Raw genomic sequence first — 21287 nt, forward strand, 5'->3', positions numbered from 1 at the left:
CGGGCCCTGCAGGCGGCGGTAGAAGCAACACGCCCCGCCGCGATGACGCGGGCGGGGCGTGGGAGCCGGTATTAGCAGCGGTGTTCGCAGCGGTCTTGGCTGCGACGGTGGATGCTTACAGTTCCTTGGCGTGCTGCGCCAGGTATTCGGCGACGCCAGCGGTCGAGGCCTTCATGCCGGCCTTGCCCTTGTTCCAGCCGGCCGGGCAGACTTCGCCGTGTTCTTCGGTGAATTGCAGCGCGTCGACCATGCGCAGCATTTCATCGACGTTGCGGCCGAGCGGCAGATCGTTGACCACCTGATGACGGACAACGCCGTTCTTGTCGATCAGGAAGGAGCCGCGGAAGGCGACGCCGGCAGCACCGAATTCGACGTCGAAGGCGCGGCAGATCTCGTGCTTGACGTCGGCGACGAGCGGATACTGCACCTGGCCGATACCGCCGCTGTTGACCGGCGTGTTCTTCCAGGCGAGGTGGGTGAATTGCGAGTCGATCGAAACGCCGATGACTTCGACGCCGCGCTTCTTGAATTCGTCGAGACGGTGATCGAAAGCGATCAGTTCGGACGGGCAGACGAAGGTGAAGTCGAGCGGATAGAAGAAAATCACTGCGTACTTGCCCTGGATTTCCTTCGAGAGGGTGAACGAACGGATTTCGTTGTTGCCCATAACCGCATTCGCGGTGAAGTCGGGTGCGGCCTTGCCAACCAGAACAGCCATGTCTATCTCCTTGAGGTTTTTGTCGAAATCGGCGCTTTTCCGCCGCCGGGTGTGAAAACGGATACCGCTTAGTCAGCGCGCTGTGCCGCAAGTTCCCACAAAATTTTCAGGGGAATTGCCATGGCAATGGCATTGAGCGCCGAGGGCCGCAGGGATCGCGAGTTTTGTCGGAATAGGCGCCTAAAGCGTCGGGCGTTGGCGGAAGCTCGGGTCGTCGCGGAATGCCCCGTCGTCCGGTTCGTCGTTGAACAGGACGCGATCGACGCGGGCCTGGTCGGGGCCGCGGTGTGCCCAGCCGGTGAGCGCGTTGACGGCGTCTTCGTCGCCGCAGACCAGGGCTTCGACGCGCCCGTCGCTGCGGTTGCGCACCCAGCCGCGCAGGCCGAGCGTCAGCGCCTCGGCGTGCAGCGACCAGCGGAAGCCGACGCCCTGGACGCGTCCCTCGATCAGCAGTCGGCGGGTGATGACGCGCATGCGCCGTCGTCCGCGGGCGGGGCGATCGCGGCGAGGATGCCCTGCATCAGTTGCAGCGGTGTCGGCGGGCAGCCGGGAATGGCGACATCGACCGGAATGACGTTGGCAACACGGCCGCAGGAGGCGTAGCTTTCGCCGAAGACGCCGCCGGTGCAGCCGCAGTCGCCGACGGCGACGACAAGCTTCGGCGCCGGGGTGGCGTCGTAGGCGCGCTTGAGCGCGACCTCCATGTTCTTGGCGACCGGGCCGGTGACGAGCAGGAGGTCGGCGTGGCGCGGACTGGCGGCGAACTTGATGCCGATGGCTTCGAGGTTGTAATAGGGATTGCCGAGGGCGTGGATTTCGAGTTCGCAGCCATTGCAGGAGCCGGCGTCCACATGCCGGATGACGAGCGCGCGGCCGAGTTTCTCGCGCATGGCGGTGTCGAGCCGCTGCTTGACGAGAACGAGGGCGGGATCGGCGTCCGGTGCCGGCTCGCTGACGATGCCGGTGCGCAGGATCTGGCGGAGGATCGGGAACATGGCTACAGGTCCGGGCCGGAGTAGGAAAGGTTGAACGACTTGTTGATCAGCGGGAAGTCGGGAACGATGTTGTCGATGACGGCGTGTTCGAGCGCCGGCCAGTTGTGTGCCGACGGGTCCTGGCAATGGCCGCGTCGCAGCTTGCCGTCCTGGCCGGTTTCGAGCGCGACGAGGATGTCGCCGCGCCAGCCCTCGACCCAGCCGAAGCCGCGCTTGTCGGGCGCGCTGCGCACCTCGCTGCGGAGTTCGCCGGGCGGCAGGTCGTCGACGATGCGGCCGATCAGGCGCAGCGATTCGTTGATTTCGGCGAAGCGGACGAGCGAACGGGCGGCGACGTCGCCGTTGTGTTCGAGCGCCAGCATCGGCCCCAGCGTGGCGTAGGGCGCGCAGGGATGGGTGCTGCGCAGGTCGCGCGCCTGTCCGCTGGCGCGTCCGGCGAGGCCGGTAACGCCGAGTCGCAGCGCCAGTTCGGGCGGAATGCGGCCGGTCGTCAGGAACCGGTCCTGCAAGCCGGCGTGCTCGTCGTAGATGCTCTTGAGTCGCCGGACTTCGGTGTCGATCGCCAGGCATTGCTGGCGCAGCGCGTTGATGCCCTGCGCGTCGAGATCGACTGAGACGCCGCCGGGGACGATGCGATCCATCAGGAAACGATGACCGAACAGCGTCGCGTTGAGGCGGACCCAGTCTTCCTTGAGGCGCATGAACTGCGCGAGACCGAAAGCCAGCGCGACGTCGTTGCCGAGGTAGCCGAGATCGCCCAGATGGTTGGCGACACGCTCGCGTTCGAGCAGCAAGGCGCGCAGCCAGCGGGCGCGTTCCGGTACCTCGGCGCCGGCGATCGCCTCGGCAGCCTGGCAGTAGGCCCAGGCGTAGGCGACGGTCGAGTCGCCCGAGATGCGGCCGGCCAGGCGCGCTCCGTCGGCAAGCCCCATGCCGGCGAAGCGCCGGTCGACACCCTTGTGCTTCCAGCCGAGTCGCTGCTCCAGGCGCAGTACGCTCTCGCCCATGACCGAAAAGCGGAAATGGCCGGGCTCGATGATGCCGGCATGGATCGGGCCGACGGCGATTTCATGCACGCCGTCGCCTTCGACGCGGACGAAAGCGTATTCCTCGTTCTCGGTCGGGAAACGGCGGTCGGGCGTGTCGCGGCGCAACGGGAAGTAGTCGGCCGGCCAGTTGGCATGGCGCAGCCACGGGCGGGCATCGCCGCTCTCCAGCTTGAGGCCGAGCAGGTCGCAGGCGGTGCGTTGCAGCCGATTGGCATTGGGATAGATCGCCGCCAGGTCCGGGAACGTCGGCGCATCGCGGTCGAGCGGCAGACTCAGGCAGACGAGGCCTTCCTCGAAGTCGAATGCGACATGCAGCTCGAAACCGGCGCTAGCGTCGCGGTCGCGCTCGTCGCTGCCCCACAGACTGACGAGCGCACGGCCGGCGGCGCGGGCGGCGTTACAGGCGGCGACGAGCTGGGTGGCATCGACGCGTGCCGTGAAGGTCGGCGACGCGTGGTCGGGAAGCGCGACGAAATCGATCGGCAAGTCGAGGAATGGCATGGCTCACCCGATGAATTTGGCGGCCTGGCGGAACCAGTCCGAGAGATAGGGCGGAATCCACAGACCGAGCATCAGCACCAGGCCGAGGTGCAGGAAGACCGGCACCAGCGCCGGGTTGTGGGCGAGCGGCTTGACCGTCGGTTCGCCGAAGACCATGCCCTGGACTTTGTGGAACATCGAGGCGAAGGCGACGCCGAGGGCGCAGAGCAGAATCGGCGTCGCCCAGGGGTGATGCTTGATCGCCGTCGTCAGGATCATGAATTCGCTGGTGAACACACCGAAGGGCGGCATGCCGAGGATGGCCAGCGTACCGAGCATCAGGCCCCAGCCGATCGTCGGCGAGCGCTTGAGCAGGCCCTGGATGTCGTCGATCACTTGTGTGCCGGCCATCTGCGCGGCGTGGCCGACGGCGAAGAAGATGGCCGACTTGGTCAAGGAGTGCACGGTCATGTGCAGCAGGCCGGCGACGCTGGCGACCGGGCCGCCCATGCCGAAGGCGAAAGTGATGAGGCCCATGTGTTCGATCGAGGAAAAACCGAACAGGCGCTTGATGTCTTTCTGGCGCGAGAGATAGAAGGCCGGGACGACGACGGTGAGCAGGCCGAAGGCCATCATCAGGTTTTCGGCGAAGCGCGTGCCGAGCGCGCCGTCGACCAGCACCTTGCAGCGGATGATGGCGTAGAGCGCGACGTTGAGCAGCAGGCCGGAAAGGACCGCCGACACCGGCGTCGGACCTTCGGCGTGGGCGTCGGGCAGCCAGTTGTGCAGCGGCACGAGGCCGGTCTTGGTGCCGTAGCCGACGATCAGGAAGACGAAAGCGAGCGAGAGCGTCGTCGGTTCGAGCTGCATGCGCAGGCTGTTGAGGTGCGTCCACAGGAGCGCATTGCCCTCGTGGCCGAGAATCCGCTCGGCGGCGAAGTAGATCAGGATGGTGCCGAACAGCGCCTGGGCGATGCCGACGCCGCAGAGGATGAAATACTTCCAGGCCGCTTCGAGGCTGGCCGGTGTGCGGTACAGTGCGACGAGCAGTACGGTCGTCAGCGTCGCTGCTTCCATGGCCACCCAGAGGATGCCGAGGTTGTTGGTCGACAAGGCCACCAGCATGGTGCACATGAACATCTGGAACATGCTGTGGTAGAGGCGCAGGCGCCCCGAAGACAGCCTGCCGTGGTCATGCTCGATGCGCATGTAGGGGCGCGAGAACAGCGAGGTGGTGAAGCCGACGAGCGCGGTCAGCGCGATCAGGAAAACGTTGAGCGGATCGACGAAGAACTGCATCTCGTAGAACCACATCGGTCCCTTGGCGATGATGCGGCTGGTCAGCAGCGCCGCGCTGATCAAGGTCAGCAGGCTGCCGGCGGCGTTGATCTCGGCGGCATAACGGCGGTGGCCGACGAGCGCCAGAATGATGGCGGTGACGAGCGGCGTGCCGAGGACGAGGGCCAGCTCAATCATTCTTCATGCACCTTTTCCATGTGGCGGATGTCGAGACTGTCGAACTGTTCGCGGATCTGGAAGAAGAAGACCGCGAGGATGACCATGCCGACGAGGACGTCGAGCGCGATACCGAGTTCGACGACCATCGGCATGCCGTAGGTGGCGCTGGTGGCGGCGAAGAAGAGCGCGTTTTCCATGGCGAGGAAGGCGATGACCTGCGGCACCGCCTTGCTGCGCGTGATCATCATCAGAAATGACAGCAGCACGCAGGCGAGCGCGATGCCAATCGTCGCCCGCGTGATCGTGCCCGAGAGCAGCGATATCGGCTGGGCGACGTTGAAGGCGATGATGACGAGGAAGATGCCGATCAGCATCGTCGTCGGAATGTTGAGCAGTGTTTCGATATCCCATTTGACCGACAGTCGCCGGATCAGGCGGTGGAGGATGTAGGGCAGGGCCAGCACCTTGAGCAGGAAGGTGAGTCCTGCCGACCAGTACAGGTGCGGCTGGTGCGTGGTGATGGCGACGATCAGCGTCGAGGTGCACAACACGAGGCCCTGCATCATGAACAGGTTGATCAGCGACAGCACGCGCCGCTGCGCCAGCATGGCGAAACCGAGCAGCAGCAGGATGGCGGCGCAGAGGTTGATGAGTTGGCTGGCGAAGGCGCTGGACGTGAGGTAGGCGAGTGTCATCGTCAGGCCCTCAGCAGCAGATGCACGAGCATCGCCAGCACGGCGAGCAGGAAGGCGGTGCCGAGAAACTCGGGGGCGCGGAAAATGCGCATCTTGGCGCTCAGTGTTTCGATCAGCGCGAGCAGGAAGCCGCCGATCGCGAGCTTGACGACGAGAATGATGGCCGCCAGCGTCAGCGACAGCGGGTCCGAGGCCTCGGGGATGCCAAACGGGAAGAAGAGCGCGATGCCGAGGCAGGAATAGGCGAAAAGCTTGAGCGCGGCAGCCCATTCGATCAGCGCCAGATGGCGTCCCGAATATTCCAGGATCATCGCCTCGTGGATCATCGTCAGTTCGAGGTGTGTCGTCGGGTTGTCGACCGGGACGCGCGCGTTTTCGGCGAGCGAGACCATGGTGAAGGCGACGCCGGCGAAGGCGAGGCTCGGGTAGATGGCGATCTCCTTGTGCGCCAGCGTCTCGACGATCGTCGACAAGGACGTCGATTGCGAGATCAGCGAGGCGGTGAAGAAGACCATCAGCAGCGCCGGTTCGGCGAGGAATCCGATCAGCATTTCGCGGCGCGCGCCGAGCGTGCCGAAGGCGGTGCCGACGTCCATGCCGGCCAGCGCGATGAAGACGCGGGCGAGGGCGAAGAGGCCGACCAGCGCGATGGCGTCGGCGGCCGGCGAGAAAATCAGGTCGGTCGACAGCGTCGGTACGATCGCCGCCGCCAGCGCCATGCACGAGAAGATGATGTAGGGCGCGCTGTGGAAGAGTGAGGAGGCGTTGTGGGCGAGCAGCACTTCCTTGTGGAAGAGCTTGTTGAGCGTGTAATAGGTTTGCAGCAGCGGCGGCGCCGAGCGGTTCTGCATCCAGGCGCGGCACTGGTTGACCCAGCCGACGAGGATCGGCGCCATGACCAGCGCGGTGGCGAGTTCGAGCAGTTGGGCGAGGATGGCGTAGGCGTTCATGTCGTGGCTAGCCTCGCGTCAACACCAGTAGTACCAGCAGCGTGACGAAGCTGTACATCAGGTAGATGGCGATGCGGCCCTGCTGCAGGAAGGCGATCAGCCGGGTGGCGCGCTCGACGAGGCGGGCGACGGGCAGGTAGACCGCATACCAGATCGGGTCCTCGACGATGCTGCGGTAGCGCGGCGCCGTGTCGAAGGGCGACGGATGTTCGCGGGTGCGGCGCAGGAAGGAGGTGAAGATGCGCCGGATCGGCTGGCCGAAGCCTTCGGCGGTGTCCTGCATGCGCGGTGTTTGCAGCGGGAAGCCGCAATCCCAGGGCGGGACGCGCGTGAAGCGGCCGTGCAGGAAGCGATGCACGAGCCAATAAACGAGCGGGATGAAGCAGGCGAGGCTGCCGAAGAACACGGCGGCGCTGTAGCTGGCGCGGTCCGGGTGGATCGGCGCGAGCAGCCACCAGCCGTGCGGCGTGACCTCGCCGAGACCGCCGCCGACGAGCAGCTGCGCGACCGGGTCGAGCAGGGCGATGATCATGTGCGGCACCAGGCCGAGCAGGAAGCAGCCGCTGGCGAGCCAGAGCAGGCCGATGCGTTCGAGGCGGCCGGCGTCGTGGGCCTGGCCGAGTTTTTCCTCGCGCGGTTGGCCGAGGAAAATGACACCGAAGAATTTGACCATGGCGAAGCCGGCGAGCGCGGCGATCAGCGCGATGGCGGCGGCGACGACCGGCAGCAGCATGTTCAGATAACCGTGCGGCAGACCGGAAGTGAACAGGAAACTCTGCAACAGCAGCCATTCCGAGACGAAGCCGTTGAGCGGCGGCAAGCCGGCCGAGGCGAGCACGCCGACGAGGGCGAGCCAGGCGACCCAGGGCATGGCGTGGATCAGCCCGCCGAGTTTGCCGAGGTTGCGCTCGCCGGTGGCATGCAGCACCGAGCCGGTCGAGAGGAACAGCAGACTCTTGAAGAAGGCGTGGTTGAGACAGTGGTAGAGCGTCGCCGTCAGCGCCAGCGCCGACAGGGCCGGCAGGCGGAAGGACTTGAAGACCAGCGTGAGGCCGAAACCGACGAGGATCAGCCCGATGTTCTCGATCGACGAGTAGGCGAGCAGGCGTTTCATGTCGGTCTGGATTGCCGCGTAGATGACGCCGAACAGCGCCGTGGCGAGACCGATGACGAGCAGCAGCACGCCCCACCACCAGAGTTGGGCGTTGAGCAGGTCGAAGCTGACGCGCAGCAGGCCGTAGATGGCGGTCTTGAGCATGACGCCGCTCATCATCGCCGAGACCGGCGAGGGCGCCGCCGGGTGCGCTTCCGGGAGCCAGACGTGCATCGGCAGCGCGCCGGCCTTGGCGCCGAAACCGAAGAGCGCGAGCAGGAAGGCGATCGTCGGCCAGATGCCGGTGCGCGAGAAGGCGCGCATCGCGTCGAAGGTGTAGTCGCCGGCGCTGCCGGCCATGACGCCGAAGGAGAGCAGGATGCCGACGGCGCCGACGTGGGCGATCAGCAGGTAGAGGTAGCCGGCGCGGCGGATTTCCTCGTGCCGGTGTTCGGCGGTGACGAGGAAGAACGAGGTCAGCGCCATCGTCTCCCAGGCGACCATGAAAGCGTAGCCGTCGTCGGCGAGCATGACGAAGGCCATGCTGGCGAGGAAAGCGTGGTAGAGCAGGCATTGCAGCCCGAGTTGGGCGCCCTCGCTGCGGCGCATGTAGCCGGCGGCGTAGATCGAGATGCCGGCCGAGGTGGCGCCGAGCAGGAAGAGGAAAAAGGCCGACAGCGCATCGACGCGCAGATGGAAGGGCAGGTCGGGCAGCCCGAGCGGCAGCTGGCGCGTTTCTGGCGCGGCCATCATCGCTGACAGCGCCAGCAGTGCGACGACGATGCCGATCGCCGCGCCGAGCGGGAAAAGGATCTTGCTGATCAGGGTGAAGCGACGCGGGAACACGACTCCGACAGCCCCGATCAGCAACCAGCCCAGGGCTGCGATCAGGATACCGTCGAGGAGTCGTAGCTCACTCATCTTTGCGTAGCGTACTCGCGGCGCGGGTCATGACTTCGCGCAGGATTTTGGCAACCGAGATCACCATCAGGAAGAGGCCGCCGCTCATCGACAGCGCCGCTTCCATGGTGGACGACGGGAACTTGCGCCAGAAGAGGTGCATGCCATCCTGGAACAGCCACAACGCGCCGGTGGCGAACAGCACCATGCCGATGACGTCGATCATTGCGTAATAGAGGATGGCCGGCGTCGGCCGGATGCGTGGTGTGTTCTGCATGATGTCCCGATTCTAACGCCTTGGCGCCTGTTTCGGTAGAGCTCGTGCGCCGCACGAGCCCCGCCGAAATGGGCGCTTACTTGACCCGCATGCCAGGCGTCGCGCCGCTGTCCGGGCTGAGCAGGTAGAGTCCGGCGGTCTTGCCCTCGGGGTCGGAGGCCGCCATGACCATGCCTTCGGACAGGCCGAACTTCATCTTGCGCGGCGCCAGGTTGGCGACCATCACCGTCAGGCGGCCGACCAGCGTCGCCGGATCGTAGGCCGACTTGATGCCGGCGAAGACCTGGCGCGGCTTTTCCTCGCCGATGTCGAGCGACAGCCGGATCAGTTTCTCGGCGCCTTCGACATGACCGGCGTCGACGATGCGGGCGATACGCAGATCGACCTTCATGAAGTCGTCGATCGAGATGAATTCACCGGCTTCGGCCGGCGCCTTGGCGGCTTCGGCAGGCTTGGCCGCCTTCTCCACTTTCTCTGCCTTTTCCGCGCTCTTGTCTTTTGCGGCCGCCTTTTGCGGCGCCGGCGCGGCCGGGGCGAGCGAGGCCTTGTTGGCCTCGACCAGCGCGGCGACCTGTTTCGGGTCGATGCGCGTCATCAGGTGGCTGTAGGCCTGGATCGCGTGGCCGGCGGGCAGCGGCGTCGCGGCGTCGCTCCAGGTCAGCGGCGGGATGGCGAGGAAGGCTTCGACGGCCTCGGCGACCTTCGGCAGCACCGGCTTCAAGTAGAGCGTCAGCAGGCGGAAGGCTTCGATCGCCTGCGAACAGGCGGCGTGTAGTTCGGCGTCGCGGCCTTCCTGCTTGGCGAGTTCCCAGGGCTTCTTGTCGTTGACGAAGACGTTGGCGGCGTCGGCGAGCGCCATGACTTCGCGCAAGGCGCGGCCGAATTCGCGCGCTTCATAGGCTTCGGCAATCGTGCCGGCGGCGTCGCGCAAGGGCTTGAGCCAATCGGCGTCGGTGGCGGCGAGACGGCCGTCGAAACGCTTGCCGATGAAGCCGGCGCAGCGGCTGGCGATATTGACGTACTTGCCGACGAGGTCGGAATTGACGCGGGCGATGAAGTCATCGAGATTGAGGTCGATGTCTTCCATCGTGCTGTTGAGCTTGGCGGCGTAGTAATAACGCAGCCATTCCGGATTGAGGCCCGTGTCGAGGTAGCTCTCGGCAGTGATGAAAGTGCCGCGCGACTTGCTCATCTTGGCGCCGTCGACGGTCAGGAAGCCGTGCACGAAGAGGCCGCTCGGCGTGCGGTAACCGGCGTGCTGCAATTCGGCCGGCCAGAACAGCGCGTGGAAATAGAGGATGTCCTTGCCGATGAAGTGATACAACTCGGTCGTCGAATCGGGCTTGAAGTACTCGTCGAAATCGAGGCCGTTCCGGTCGCACAGGTTCTTGAACGAGCCCATGTAGCCGATCGGCGCGTCGAGCCAGACGTAGAAATACTTGCCGGGGGCGTCGGGGATCTCGAAGCCGAAGTACGGCGCATCGCGCGAGATGTCCCAGTCGGTCAGCTTGTTTTCGCCCTCGACGCCCAGCCATTCCTGCATCTTGTTCGAGGCTTCCGATTGCAGGCGTCCCGGTTCGCGCGTCCAGCGGCGCAGGAAGCTCTGGCAGGAATCGCTCGACAGCTTGAAGAAATAGTGGTCGGAGTGGCGCATTTCCGGCGTGGCGCCGGAGACGGCCGAATACGGATTCTTGAGCTCGTTCGGCGTGTAGGCGGCGCCGCAGGATTCGCAGTTGTCGCCGTACTGGTCCTTGGCCCCGCACTTCGGGCATTCGCCCTTGATGAAGCGGTCGGGCAGGAACATCTGCTTGACCGGGTCGTAATACTGCTCGATCGTGCGCTTCTCGATCAGGCCGGCCTGCTGCAGGCGGCCGTAGATGGTGTTGGCGCAAGCCTGCGTTTCGGGCGAGTGCGTGCTGTAGAAGTTGTCGAAGGCGACGTGGAAACCGGCGAAGTCCCGCGAATGCTCGGCGTGCACCCGCGCGATCAGCGCTTCCGGCGTGATGCCGTCCTTTTCGGCGCGCAGCATGATCGGCGTGCCATGCGTGTCGTCGGCGCAGACGTACCAGCATTCGGCGACCGCGTCCTTCGGCTGCATCTTCTGGAAACGGACCCAGATGTCGGTCTGGATGTATTCGACGAGATGGCCGAGGTGGATCGCGCCGTTGGCGTACGGCAGGGCGGAAGTGACGAGGATTTTGCGGGACATGGGCGAATTCTTCGATCGAGGCAAAACCTCGATTTTATCAAAGGCCGGTGCTTGCCGTCCGGGTTGGCCTGTGCAGCGCCCGGCTTTTTCGGTTAAACTAGACAAAATTAGTCAGGTATAACGTTTTTCCTCAAGGAGTCGTTCCATGGCAGTCACGCAGGAAGCCGTTCTCGCGGCGCTCAAGCAGGTCATCGATCCCAACACGCAGAAGGACTTCGTGGCGACGAAGTCGGCGAAGAACATCCGCATCGACGGCGGCGCCGTGTCGCTCGACATCGAACTCGGCTATCCGGCCAACAGTCAGATCGACGCCCTGCGGCAGGCGGTCGTCGGCGCCATCCAGGCGGTGCCGGGCGTTGCCTCGGTGGCGGCGAACGTGACGGTCAAGATCGTCGCGCATGCCGTGCAGGCGACGCTGAAGCCGCTGCCCGGCGTCAAGAACATCATCGCCGTCGCTTCGGGCAAGGGCGGCGTCGGCAAAAGCACGACGGCCGCGAACCTGGCGCTGGCGCTGGCGCAGGAAGGTGCCTCGGTTGGCCTGCTCGATGCCGACATCTACGGGCCGTCGATCCCGCAGATGATGGGCCTGGCCGGCCAGCAGCCCGAATCGGTCGACGGCAAGTCGATGGAGCCCTTGATGGCGCACGGCCTGCAGACGATGTCGATCGGCTTCATGGTCGATGTGGACTCGCCGATGGTCTGGCGCGGGCCGATGGTGACGCAGGCGCTCGAGCAACTGCTCAAGCAGACGAACTGGAAGGACCTCGACTACCTCGTCGTCGATATGCCGCCGGGCACCGGCGACACGCAGCTGACCCTGGCGCAGAAGGTGCCGGTGACCGGCGCTGTGATCGTCACGACGCCGCAGGATATCGCCCTGATCGACGCGCGCAAGGGCCTCAAGATGTTCGACAAGGTCGGCATCCCGATCCTCGGGCTGGTCGAGAACATGAGCATCCATATCTGCTCGCAGTGTGGCCATGAAGAGCACATCTTCGGCCATGGCGGCGCCGAGCGCATGTCGCAGGATTACGGTGCCGAATTGCTCGGTGCGCTGCCGCTGGAACTCTCGATCCGCGAAATGACCGATGCCGGCAAGCCGACCGTAGTCGGGGCGCCGGATTCGCGTGCTGCCGAGATTTACCGGGCGATCGCCCGTCGTGTCGCGGTCAAGGTTGCCGAACGCGCCAAGGACATGACGAGCAAGTTCCCGAACATCGTCGTCAAGAACACCTGATCAGGCCGGGAGCGAGATGCCGGGGACCGGCATCGTCCCCGCCTCGAACAGGACGATTCGGTTCCGCCCGTGCCGCTTGGCATGGTAGAGCGCGGCGTCGGCATGCTTGAACAGTTCGAGTTCGCTGCCGCCGTGATCGGGGAACAGAGCGATGCCGATGCACGATCCGATCCGGACCGGGCCCGCCTCGGGCAGTTCGAACGGGTCGTTGAGCAGGACGTGGATTTTCGCGGCGACCCGTTTTGCTTCTTCCGCGCTGCCGAGGTGGGGCAGCAGGATCAGGAACTCGTCGCCGCCGATGCGGCCGACGCTGTCGGTTTCGCGGATACCGGCGAGCAGCCGCTGCGCGACGGCCTTGAGCAGTCGGTCGCCGGCCAGGTGCCCGAAATTGTCGTTAACCGGCTTGAAGTGGTCGAGGTCGAGCGATAGCAGGGCAAAGCCCGAACGATCCTGGCGTGCGCCGGCAATCGCCGCACTGAGCCGATCGCTGAAGCGCGTGCGGTTGGGCAGGTCGGTCAGCGCATCGTGCTGCGCCATGTGCGCAAGCCGTTGTTCCATGTGCTTGCGATCGGTGATGTCCTTGGAAACGCAGATGACCGAGATGACGTTCCGGTGCTCGTCGATGATCGGTTTGACGGTGGTGAGGTAATACCGGTCTCCCACCGGGTTCGGCACGCGTACTTCGATGACTTTGGTCTCGGCCTCGGCGAAGACCGTGCGGACGACGGCGAAACGCTTGTCCGCCTCGTCCTGGGGAAAGACATCCCAAATGCGGTGACCGATGATGTGCTCGGGTGTTCGCCCTACGCCTTGAGCAAAAGCACGGTTGACGTAACGGTACGTGCCGTCGGGGAAGAAAGCGAAAATCGGATCGCTCGATTCGTCGAGAAGCAGGCGGTATTCCTGTTCCACGGCACGGAGCGCCTCGAGTTCGTCGGCGAGTTGTTGGCGGGACCGCATGTCCGATTCTTGTGATGTCATGGGGGTAAGGAGCGGGGCCGTGAGCGCTTGAGCAGACGTCAGCATACAGCGAGTTGCGCGACTTTCGTAGCTTCTTCCGGGCGGGCATGCGCGGCCGGGACGGCCGCGGCTGAACCAATCCCGACCCGGAGTGTCAGCGTCATCGTTGGAGGACTTTCTCTTCCGGCAACCGGGGCGATGACACTTTCGAGGAGAATGCGGTGATGAAGATGCGGAACGTGCGGGCGGTGCTGCCGTTGGCGGCGATAGTGGCAGCGATATTGGCCGGGTGTGCCGGGGGCAGCGCCGATCGTGGCGTCGAGGCGGTCTTGAAACCGACACAAGGCAACAGCGCGCAGGGGACGGTGCTGTTCCGGCAGGACGGCGATGCGGTCGTCGTGACGGCGAACGTGACGGGACTCACGCCGGGCGCGCACGGTTTCCACATTCATGAAAAAGGCGATTGCAGCGCGCCGGACGCGACCAGCGCCGGCGGGCACTTCAATCCGGGCGCCAAACCGCACGGACATCCCGAACATGGCGATCACCATGCCGGCGACATGCCGATGCTGGTCGCCGACGCAAGCGGCGCGGCCAGCCTGAAGGTGCGTCTGCCGGGTGTGTCGGTGGGCGGCGAGGCGGCGTCCAGCATCCTCGGTCGCGGCGTCATCGTGCATGCCGTTGCCGACGATTTCAAGACGCAGCCGACCGGCAATTCCGGGGCGCGGGTGGCCTGTGGCGTGATCGCCGGGCGCTAGGGCGCGTTCAAATCGCGCCAGGCGCCGCTGCTCCAGTGGCCGCGCTCACCGGTGATGGAACCGAGCGCGGTGCTTTCCCCTGGTCCGCTTCCGAACCCGGCCGGAAAGCGGCCGCTGCGATCGTCTCAGATGTCGTCGTGCGGGAAGCTTGTGTCGGCGGCGCCGATTGCCGGATACCGCTCGGCGGTGGAAATCTCGGACTCGTCGGCACCCTCGTCGAGGCGCCGTAATCCGAGGCTGTCGAGCAGACGGCCCATCCCCGCATAACTGCGCAAGTAGGCGATCGCCAGGTCGATATTGGCATTGGCCAGTGCCCGGCGCGCATCGAACTACTCATTTTGGGTGTTCAGGAGGTCGGGCTGGGTGCGCCGTCCGGTATTGAACTGATCCCGATGATTGAAATTGATCCGAAACCCGAGGCGGATGTCATTGCGCAGGCCGGTATCCGAGGTGACGGTGTCGACGCTGATCGTCGCGATCGGCGGGTGGCGTGGCTTCGTGTTGTGGTTCCAGTCGCCGCATTGCCGCTGGTGTCGAGGGCGACGACCCTGGCATCGATAATTCGGTCGGCATCGCGAACGAGGTCGCCGCCGGAGACGACGATGCCGTAGGTGGCGACAGAAGAAGATACGATGAAATCCCGAACGGAGTCGAACGAGCGAAGATTCGCAGCAAAGGCGCCGACCGATATGCCGCTTTTCCATGCGCAATCCGAGAATACGTCCCATCAGAATGGCCGACAGTTCGAGATCTATCCGCGCGTCGGCCAGATCGATGAAATGCCCGCGCATCACCCGAATCGTGAAATCCATGACGACCGCGAGCGCCACGCCCAGCGCCCACAAGGTATCGGTCGCATTGTTCGGCACGACGCGGTCATAGACATTCATGGCGAAAAACGGCATGACCAAGGCGAATACATTCGACATGAATGTCGCCAAAACTACAGACCGAACCGTCCGAGTGCCCGCGCACCTGCCTGAATATTGAGCTTCGCGTCGAGAGCGGGGGGCTCGGCCCGGACGCAAGTTGCGTGATGTCGGGCATGCGGTAGCACGCCGGCGGGGACGGGGGAAAAAACTTTTCCCCCGCCCTCCGGTAAATCGTACAATACGCGCCTTTCCTTCAATGGTTTCCGGGGTTTACAGCGATGGCCATCAAATCCGATAAATGGATCCGCCGTATGGCGGAGCAGCACGGCATGATCGAGCCGTTTGCGCCGGATCTGGTACGCGAGGTCGATGGCAAGAAGATCGTTTCTTACGGCACATCGAGCTATGGCTACGATATCCGCTGCGCCGACGAGTTTCGCGTCTTCACCAACATCAACTCGACGATCGTCGATCCGAAGGCCTTCGATCCGCAGTCCTTTGTCGAAGTGTCGGGCAAGGGTTTCTGCGTGATTCCGCCGAATTCGTTCGCGCTCGCCCGTACCGTCGAGTATTTCCGCATTCCGCGCAGCGTGCTGACGGTCTGCCTCGGCAAGAGTACTTATGCGCGTTGCGGCATCATCGTCAACGTGACGCCGTTCGAGCCGGAGTGGGAAGGCTATGTGACGCTCGAGTTCTCCAACACGACGCCGCTGCCCGCCAAGATCTATGCCGGCGAAGGCTGCGCGCAGGTGCTGTTCTTCGAATCCGACGAGGTTTGCGAAACCTCGTACAAGGATCGTGGCGGCAAATACCAGGGTCAGATTGGCGTGACCCTGCCGAAAATCTGACGGCGCCGCCCTACCTTAGCGACGACCGATTCACCCTATTCAAGCGTTGACCCGCCGCGGCGGGTCTCTTCTTATCGAAGGTCAAATCATGCGATTCAATTTTCCGGTGATCATCATCGACGAGGATTTCCGCTCGGAAAACGCCTCGGGACTGGGCATCCGCGCACTGGCGGAAGCGATTGAAAAAGAGGGAATGGAGGTCATCGGCGTTACCAGCTATGGTGATCTTTCCTCGTTCGCGCAGCAGCAAAGCCGCGCGTCGGCCTTCATCCTGTCGATCGACGACGAGGAGTTCAGCGGCGACCAGACGCAGAAGACGATCGACGAGCTGCGTGCTTTCGTCATGGAGATCCGTTGCCGCAACGAGGACATCCCGATCTTCCTGCACGGCGAGACGCGGACGTCGCGGCATATCCCGAACGACGTGCTGCGCGAGTTGCACGGCTTCATTCACATGTTCGAGGATACGCCCGAGTTCATCAGTCGCTACGTCGTGCGCGAAGCCAAGACCTATCTCCGCAGCGTGCCGCCGCCCTTCTTCCGGGCGCTCACGCACTACGCGGCGGATGGCTCGTATTCCTGGCACTGTCCGGGCCATTCGGGCGGCGTCGCCTTCCTGAAATCGCCGGTCGGCCAGATGTTCCACCAGTTCTTCGGCGAGAACATGCTGCGCGCCGACGTCTGCAACGCCGTCGAGGAACTCGGCCAGCTGCTCGACCACACCGGCCCGGTGGCGGCCTCCGAGCGTAATGCCGCGCGCATCTTCAACGCCGATCACCTGTTCTTCGTCACCAACGGCACCTCGACCTCGAACAAGGTCGTCTGGAACTCGACCGTGGCGCCCGGTGACGTCGTCATCGTCGACCGCAACTGCCACAAGTCGGTGCTTCACTCGATCATCATGACCGGCGCGATCCCGGTTTTTCTGATGCCGACGCGCAATCACTTTGGCATCATCGGTCCGATTCCGAAGGACGAGTTCCGTTGGGAAAATATCGAAAGAAAGATCGCCGCGCATCCGTTCGCCCGTGACGTCAAGGCCAAGCCGCGCGTGCTCACGATCACCCAGAGCACTTATGACGGCATCCTGTACAACGTCGAGGAAATCAAGGAGATGCTCGACGGCCGTATCGATACCCTGCACTTCGACGAAGCCTGGCTGCCGCACGCCGCCTTCCATGATTTCTACGGGGATTACCACGCGATCGGCGAAGACCGGCCGCGCTGCAAGGAGTCGATGGTGTTCGCGACGCAGTCGACGCACAAGCTGCTGGCGGGCTTGTCGCAAGCCTCGCAGATCCTCGTGCAGAATTCGGAAGCACGTGAACTCGACCGGGCGATTTTCAACGAGGCTTACCTGATGCATACCTCGACCTCGCCGCAGTACGCCATCATTGCCTCGTGCGACGTCGCCGCGGCGATGATGGAGGCGCCGGCGGGTACCGCGCTGGTCGAGGAATCGATTGCCGAGGCGCTCGATTTCCGCCGCGCCATGCGCAAGGTCGACGAGGAGTGGGGCGCCGACTGGTGGTTCAAGGTCTGGGGGCCGGACGATCTCTCCGAAGAAGGCATCGAGGAACGCGAGGCCTGGATGCTCAAGCCGGGCGAGCGCTGGCACGGCTTTGGCCAGTTGTCCGATGGCTTCAACATGCTCGACCCGATCAAGGCGACGATCATCACCCCGGGCCTCGACGTCGATGGCGACTTCGCCGATGGCGCCGGCATTCCGGCGGCGATCGTCACCAAGTATCTTGCCGAGCACGGCGTCATCGTCGAGAAGTGCGGCCTCTATTCCTTTTTCATCATGTTCACGATCGGCATCACCAAGGGCCGGTGGAACACGATGGTGACCGAATTGCAGCAGTTCAAGGACGACTACGACAAGAACCAGCCCTTGTGGAAAGTGTTGCCGGAGTTTGTCGCGAAACATCCGGTTTACGAGCGCATGGGCTTGCGTGACCTGTGTCACCTGATCCACGGCGTCTACTCGCAGAACGACGTGGCCCGGCTGACGACCGAGATGTATCTCTCCGATATGGTCCCGGCGATGAAGCCGACCGACGCGTTTGCCAAGATGGCGCACCGCGAGATCGATCGTGTGCCGATCGACGAACTCGAGGGCCGCATTACCAGCATCCTGCTGACGCCGTATCCGCCGGGCATTCCGCTGCTGATTCCGGGCGAGCGCTTCAATGCGACGATCGTGCGCTATCTCAAATTCGCGCGCTTCTTCAACGAGCAGTTCCCGGGATTCGAAACCGACATCCACGGGCTGGTCAAGGAAGTCGTCGACGGCAAGGCCCGCTACTATGTCGATTGCGTACGGCAGGCGTGATCGGTTCGTGGAAAAGAAAAAAGCGGCTGCGGCCGCTTTTTTCATGCTCTCGCCATGATCAGACGCGGCCGTAAATAGCGAAGCTGAAATCCGCACCGCCGGCGACGCGTGAGCATTCCTGCCATTCTTGCGCAATGATCTCGGGGAAAAAAGCGTCGCCGTCGTAGTCGCGTTCGATCTCGGTCAGGTAGAGACGGTCGGCATGCGGCAGCGCCAGACGGTAGAGCGCTTCGCCGCCGATGACAAACACTTCGTTCTCGCCTTGAGTGGCGGCGAGCGCCGCGTCGAGCGAGCCGGCGAGTTCGGCGCCGGGCGCGACATACGCTGCGTTGCGACTGACGACGATGTTGCGTCGTCCCGGCAGGGGGCGGAATTTCTCCGGCAGCGATTCCCAGGTCTTGCGCCCCATGATGACGGGCTTGCCGCGCGTCGTCTCGCGGAAATAGCGCATGTCTTCGGGCAGGTGCCAGAGCAGCGCATTGTCCTTGCCGATGACCCGCTGGCGGGCTACGGCGGCGATCAGCGAGAGCATGTCAGACGGCGACCGGCGCTGAAATATGCGGGTGCGGATCGTAGCCTTCGAGCGTGAAGTCCTCGAAGCGGAAGGCGAACAGATCGCTGACCTCGGGGTTGATCCGCATCGTCGGCAGGGCGCGCGGTTCGCGCGCGAGTTGCCGTTCGACCTGTTCGAAATGATTGCTGTAGAGGTGCGCATCGCCGAAGGTGTGCACGAAGTCGCCGGCGCGATAACCGCACACCTGGGCGAGCATCATCGTCAGCAGTGCATAGGACGCGATGTTGAAGGGCACGCCGAGGAAAATGTCGGCGCTGCGCTGGTAAAGCTGGCACGACAGTTTGGGACGCCGGTCGGTGTCGTCATCGGCCGGCGGGGCGACGTAGAGCTGGAAGAAAGCGTGGCACGGCGGCAGCGCCATGCGATCGACATCGGCCGGGTTCCATGCCGTGACGATATGCCGGCGCGAATCCGGGTTCTTCTTGAGGCCTTCGACGAGTTGGGCGATCTGGTCGATCTCGCGGCCGTCGGGCGTTTTCCAGTGGCGCCACTGATACCCGTAGACCGGGCCGAGATTGCCTTCGGCATCGGCCCACTCGTCCCAGATGCGCACGCCGTTGTCCTTGAGGTAGGCAATATTGGTGTCCCCCTGGAGGAACCATAACAACTCATGGACGATCGAGCGCAGGTGCAGCTTTTTTGTTGTCAGCAGCGGGAATCCGGCGGCGAGGTCGAAACGCATCTGCCAGCCGAATACCGAGCGCGTGCCGGTGCCGGTGCGGTCTGATTTGGTGATGCCGTGTTCATACACGTGGCGCATCAGGTCGAGGTAAGCTTTCATGGCATCCAGGGGGTATGACGTGGTTCTTGAGGCGGCGTCAGGATTGCTCGTCCTCGGCCGGGCTATCGACGAATTGCTCGTCGTCGGCCGGGGTGTTGCCGAGCGTCTTCAGGTATTGGAAGAGTGCCCGGAAGCTCTTCGGCGGTTTGTTCTGTTCCTGTTCTTTCAGTGCCGAGCGGCGCAATGCGCGCAGATGCTGGAGGTCGGCGCTCGGATACTGGCTGGCGATCTGGTGCAGCGCCTTTTCGTCGGCAAGGATGTCGTCGCGCAGCTTTTCGAGCAGGTGCAGGCGTGCCGTCTGCTCGGCGGATTCTCCGCGTGCCTCGGCGATGGCGGCCCGGATGGGCTCGGCATCGCTGCCGCGCATCAGTCGGCCGATGAACTGGAGCTGCCGGCGTCTCGCTTCGTCGTGGCGCGGCATGCGCTGCGCTGTCAGCACGGCGTCGCGCAGGTCGTCCGGCAGGGCGATTTTCTTGACGCGGTCGGTCGGCAAGGCAACGAGTTCCTCGCCGAGCGACTGCAGCTCTTCCATGGCCTTCTTGCGGCGGGTCTTGGAGATCGGGAGGGCGTCTTCGTCTTGATCGGTCATCGGCAGGTTCGGGGCGGTTGTCTGGGGGCGCCCGGAAGCCGGGCGCGAAGCTGCTATGATAACGGCTTTCGTCTTCCGACTGTGTTTCCATGACCCGACCCGTGCCCGCTCCCGGCGGCGAACAACGTTTCGCCCATTCCTTGCCCGTTCTGCAAGCGCTCGCCCAGGACGTTCTCGGGCACGCGCGTGCTCTGGGGGCCAGCGATTGCGAGGTCGATGTCTCCGAAGGTCTCGGACAGGCCGTGACGGTCCGCTGCGGCGCGGTCGAGACGGTCGAATACAACCGCGACAAGGGCATCGGCGTGACCGTCTATCTCGGGCAGCGCAAAGGGCACGCGAGCACTTCCGATTTCTCGCCGTCGGCGCTGCGCGAGACAGTCGAGGCGGCGCTGGCGATCGCGCGCTATACCGCCGAGGATGCCTGTGCCGGTTTGCCCGATGCCGCAGTACTCGCGGCCCCGGCCGATTGCGCCCGTGACCTCGATCTCTATCACCCCTGGCGTCTCGACGTGGACGGCTGCATCGATCTGGCGCGGCGCTGCGAACAGGCGGCCTTCGACGTCAGCCCGCAAGTGACGAATTCCGAAGGGGCGACGGTGTCGATCCAGGAAGGTCATTTCGTCGCCGCCAACAGCTTGGGCTTCATGGGTGGTTTTCCGACGTCCCGCCACTACGTGTCGTGTTCGGTGATTACCGGCCGGGAAGACGCCATGCAGCGCGACGACTGGTATTCGACGGCGCGCAATCCGCAGTGGATCGCCGCGCCGGAAGCGATCGGCGACTACGCGGCGCGACGCGCGCTGGCGCGACTCGGCGCGCGCAAGATCCCGACCTGCAAGGTGCCTGTACTGTTCGAGGCGCCGCTGGCGGCGTCGCTGATCGGCAATTTCGTCCATGCCGTGAGCGGCGGCAGTCTCTACCGCAAGTCCTCCTTCCTGCTCGACAGCCTCGGCAAACCGGTCTTCTCGAAGATCGTGCGCATTCGCGAAGAGCCGCATCTGCCCGGCGCGCTGGCCAGCAGCCTGTTCGACAACGACGGCGTGGCGACGCGTCCGCGCCTCGTCGTCGATGACGGCGTCTTGCAGGGGTATTTCCTCGGAACCTATTCGGCGCGCAAGCTCGGCTTGCCCTGCACGGCCAACGCCGGCGGGTGCCACAACCTGATCGTCGATGGTGGCGCTCTCGATTTCGAAGGACTCTTGCGCAGCATGGGCCGCGGCCTGCTGGTGACCGAACTGCTCGGCCACGGCGTCAATTACGTCAACGGCGACTATTCGCGCGGGGCTGCCGGCTACTGGGTCGAGAACGGACAGATCGCCTATCCCGTCGAGGAAATCACCATCGCCGGCAATCTGCGCGACATGTTCCGCCAGATCGCCGCCGTCGGTAATGACGTTCTGGTACGTGGTTCGCGCCAGGTCGGGTCGATCCTGATCGAGGGAATGAAGATCGCCGGGAACTAGGCTGCGCTCCCGATTGGCGGCTTGACTGAGTGCCGGAGGGCGTAAT

Annotated in this window: 21 protein-coding genes; 5 read left to right on the forward strand and 16 right to left on the reverse strand. The window is 64.3% G+C overall.

The features are described 5' to 3' along the window. Positions 1-115: 115 nt before the first annotated feature. The 10 genes from BLR25_RS14900 to metG all read right to left on the reverse strand — a co-directional run bounded on the left by BLR25_RS14900 (position 116) and on the right by metG (position 10824). Positions 116-718 carry a peroxiredoxin gene (locus tag BLR25_RS14900; RefSeq protein ID WP_091938691.1) on the reverse strand — a complete coding sequence of 201 codons (603 nt, stop codon included), beginning with the start codon at positions 716-718 and terminating at the stop codon, positions 116-118. Between the two features lie 180 nt (positions 719-898). Continuing rightward, a complete protein-coding gene (locus tag BLR25_RS14905; protein WP_091938692.1) occupies positions 899-1192 on the reverse strand; it encodes an acylphosphatase in 294 nt (97 codons plus the stop codon). After that, entirely contained in the window at positions 1165-1713 is a 549-nt protein-coding gene (locus BLR25_RS14910) for an NADH-quinone oxidoreductase subunit B family protein (RefSeq protein WP_091938693.1), read from the reverse strand. The genes BLR25_RS14905 and BLR25_RS14910 overlap by 28 nt, the downstream gene beginning before the upstream one ends. Before the next feature lie 2 nt (positions 1714-1715). Further along, on the reverse strand, positions 1716-3263 hold the full coding sequence (locus BLR25_RS14915; RefSeq protein ID WP_091938694.1) for a hydrogenase large subunit: 1548 nt from the start codon (positions 3261-3263) through the stop codon (positions 1716-1718). Between the two features lie 3 nt (positions 3264-3266). Continuing rightward, positions 3267-4718: a hydrogenase 4 subunit F gene (locus BLR25_RS14920; RefSeq protein WP_091938695.1), complete on the reverse strand. Its 1452-nt coding sequence runs from the start codon at positions 4716-4718 to the stop codon at positions 3267-3269. Further along, complete coding sequence (locus BLR25_RS14925) at positions 4715-5395, reverse strand: formate hydrogenlyase (protein WP_091938696.1); 681 nt, start codon at positions 5393-5395, stop codon at positions 4715-4717. Before BLR25_RS14925 ends, BLR25_RS14920 begins: the two co-directional genes overlap by 4 nt. A 2-nt stretch (positions 5396-5397) precedes the next feature. Beyond that, positions 5398-6345 (reverse strand): respiratory chain complex I subunit 1 family protein, encoded by a 948-nt coding sequence (locus BLR25_RS14930; protein ID WP_091938697.1) that lies wholly within the window; start codon positions 6343-6345, stop codon positions 5398-5400. Positions 6346-6352: 7 nt separating this feature from the next. Beyond that, positions 6353-8359 (reverse strand): hydrogenase 4 subunit B, encoded by a 2007-nt coding sequence (gene hyfB, locus BLR25_RS14935; protein ID WP_091938698.1) that lies wholly within the window; start codon positions 8357-8359, stop codon positions 6353-6355. After that, positions 8352-8615, reverse strand: a complete 264-nt coding sequence (locus tag BLR25_RS14940) for a hypothetical protein (RefSeq protein ID WP_091938699.1) — start codon at positions 8613-8615, stop codon at positions 8352-8354. Before BLR25_RS14940 ends, hyfB begins: the two co-directional genes overlap by 8 nt. Positions 8616-8691: 76 nt before the next feature. Beyond that, positions 8692-10824, reverse strand: a complete 2133-nt coding sequence (gene metG, locus BLR25_RS14945) for a methionine--tRNA ligase (RefSeq protein WP_091938700.1) — start codon at positions 10822-10824, stop codon at positions 8692-8694. A 145-nt stretch (positions 10825-10969) separates the two neighbouring features. Here metG and apbC point away from each other — a divergent pair, with 145 nt between their 5' ends. Further along, complete coding sequence (apbC, locus tag BLR25_RS14950; RefSeq protein WP_091938701.1) at positions 10970-12061, forward strand: iron-sulfur cluster carrier protein ApbC; 1092 nt, start codon at positions 10970-10972, stop codon at positions 12059-12061. Here the strand turns inward: apbC and BLR25_RS14955 are convergent, their stop codons facing one another. Then, on the reverse strand, positions 12062-13021 hold the full coding sequence (locus BLR25_RS14955) for a sensor domain-containing diguanylate cyclase (protein WP_176785920.1): 960 nt from the start codon (positions 13019-13021) through the stop codon (positions 12062-12064). Between the two features lie 224 nt (positions 13022-13245). Here BLR25_RS14955 and BLR25_RS14960 point away from each other — a divergent pair, with 224 nt between their 5' ends. After that, positions 13246-13779 (forward strand): superoxide dismutase family protein, encoded by a 534-nt coding sequence (locus BLR25_RS14960; protein WP_245715579.1) that lies wholly within the window; start codon positions 13246-13248, stop codon positions 13777-13779. 125 nt (positions 13780-13904) lie between these two features. On the opposite strand, the gene BLR25_RS21350 is transcribed toward BLR25_RS14960, so the two are convergent. Both BLR25_RS21350 and BLR25_RS14965 read right to left on the reverse strand, forming a co-directional pair. Continuing rightward, a complete protein-coding gene (locus BLR25_RS21350; protein ID WP_176785921.1) occupies positions 13905-14054 on the reverse strand; it encodes a hypothetical protein in 150 nt (49 codons plus the stop codon). Positions 14055-14108: 54 nt separating this feature from the next. Next, positions 14109-14708, reverse strand: a complete 600-nt coding sequence (locus BLR25_RS14965) for a 6TM ABC transporter family protein (RefSeq protein WP_091938703.1) — start codon at positions 14706-14708, stop codon at positions 14109-14111. A gap of 221 nt (positions 14709-14929) precedes the next feature. Between BLR25_RS14965 and dcd the strand changes: the two genes are divergently transcribed. Next, the gene (gene dcd / locus BLR25_RS14970; protein WP_091938704.1) at positions 14930-15499 is read left to right on the forward strand and encodes a dCTP deaminase; all 570 of its coding nucleotides are present in this window, start codon (positions 14930-14932) and stop codon (positions 15497-15499) included. An 88-nt stretch (positions 15500-15587) separates the two neighbouring features. Beyond that, on the forward strand, positions 15588-17834 hold the full coding sequence (locus BLR25_RS14975; RefSeq protein ID WP_091938705.1) for an arginine/lysine/ornithine decarboxylase: 2247 nt from the start codon (positions 15588-15590) through the stop codon (positions 17832-17834). 58 nt (positions 17835-17892) lie between these two features. Here BLR25_RS14975 and BLR25_RS14980 read toward each other — a convergent pair whose 3' ends face one another. From BLR25_RS14980 to yjgA, 3 genes are read right to left on the reverse strand one after another with little or no spacing between them, the layout of a single operon-like run. Continuing rightward, positions 17893-18366: a dihydrofolate reductase gene (locus BLR25_RS14980; RefSeq protein WP_091938706.1), complete on the reverse strand. Its 474-nt coding sequence runs from the start codon at positions 18364-18366 to the stop codon at positions 17893-17895. A 1-nt stretch (position 18367) separates the two neighbouring features. Further along, on the reverse strand, positions 18368-19189 hold the full coding sequence (locus BLR25_RS14985) for a thymidylate synthase (protein ID WP_091938707.1): 822 nt from the start codon (positions 19187-19189) through the stop codon (positions 18368-18370). Between the two features lie 37 nt (positions 19190-19226). After that, positions 19227-19778 (reverse strand): ribosome biogenesis factor YjgA, encoded by a 552-nt coding sequence (gene yjgA / locus BLR25_RS14990; RefSeq protein WP_091938708.1) that lies wholly within the window; start codon positions 19776-19778, stop codon positions 19227-19229. 89 nt (positions 19779-19867) lie between these two features. Here yjgA and pmbA point away from each other — a divergent pair, with 89 nt between their 5' ends. After that, positions 19868-21241: a metalloprotease PmbA gene (gene pmbA, locus BLR25_RS14995; RefSeq protein WP_091938709.1), complete on the forward strand. Its 1374-nt coding sequence runs from the start codon at positions 19868-19870 to the stop codon at positions 21239-21241. Positions 21242-21287: the final 46 nt, after the last annotated feature.

It is taken from the genome of Propionivibrio dicarboxylicus, assembly GCF_900099695.1.
In the GTDB taxonomy this organism is placed as follows: domain Bacteria; phylum Pseudomonadota; class Gammaproteobacteria; order Burkholderiales; family Rhodocyclaceae; genus Propionivibrio; species Propionivibrio dicarboxylicus.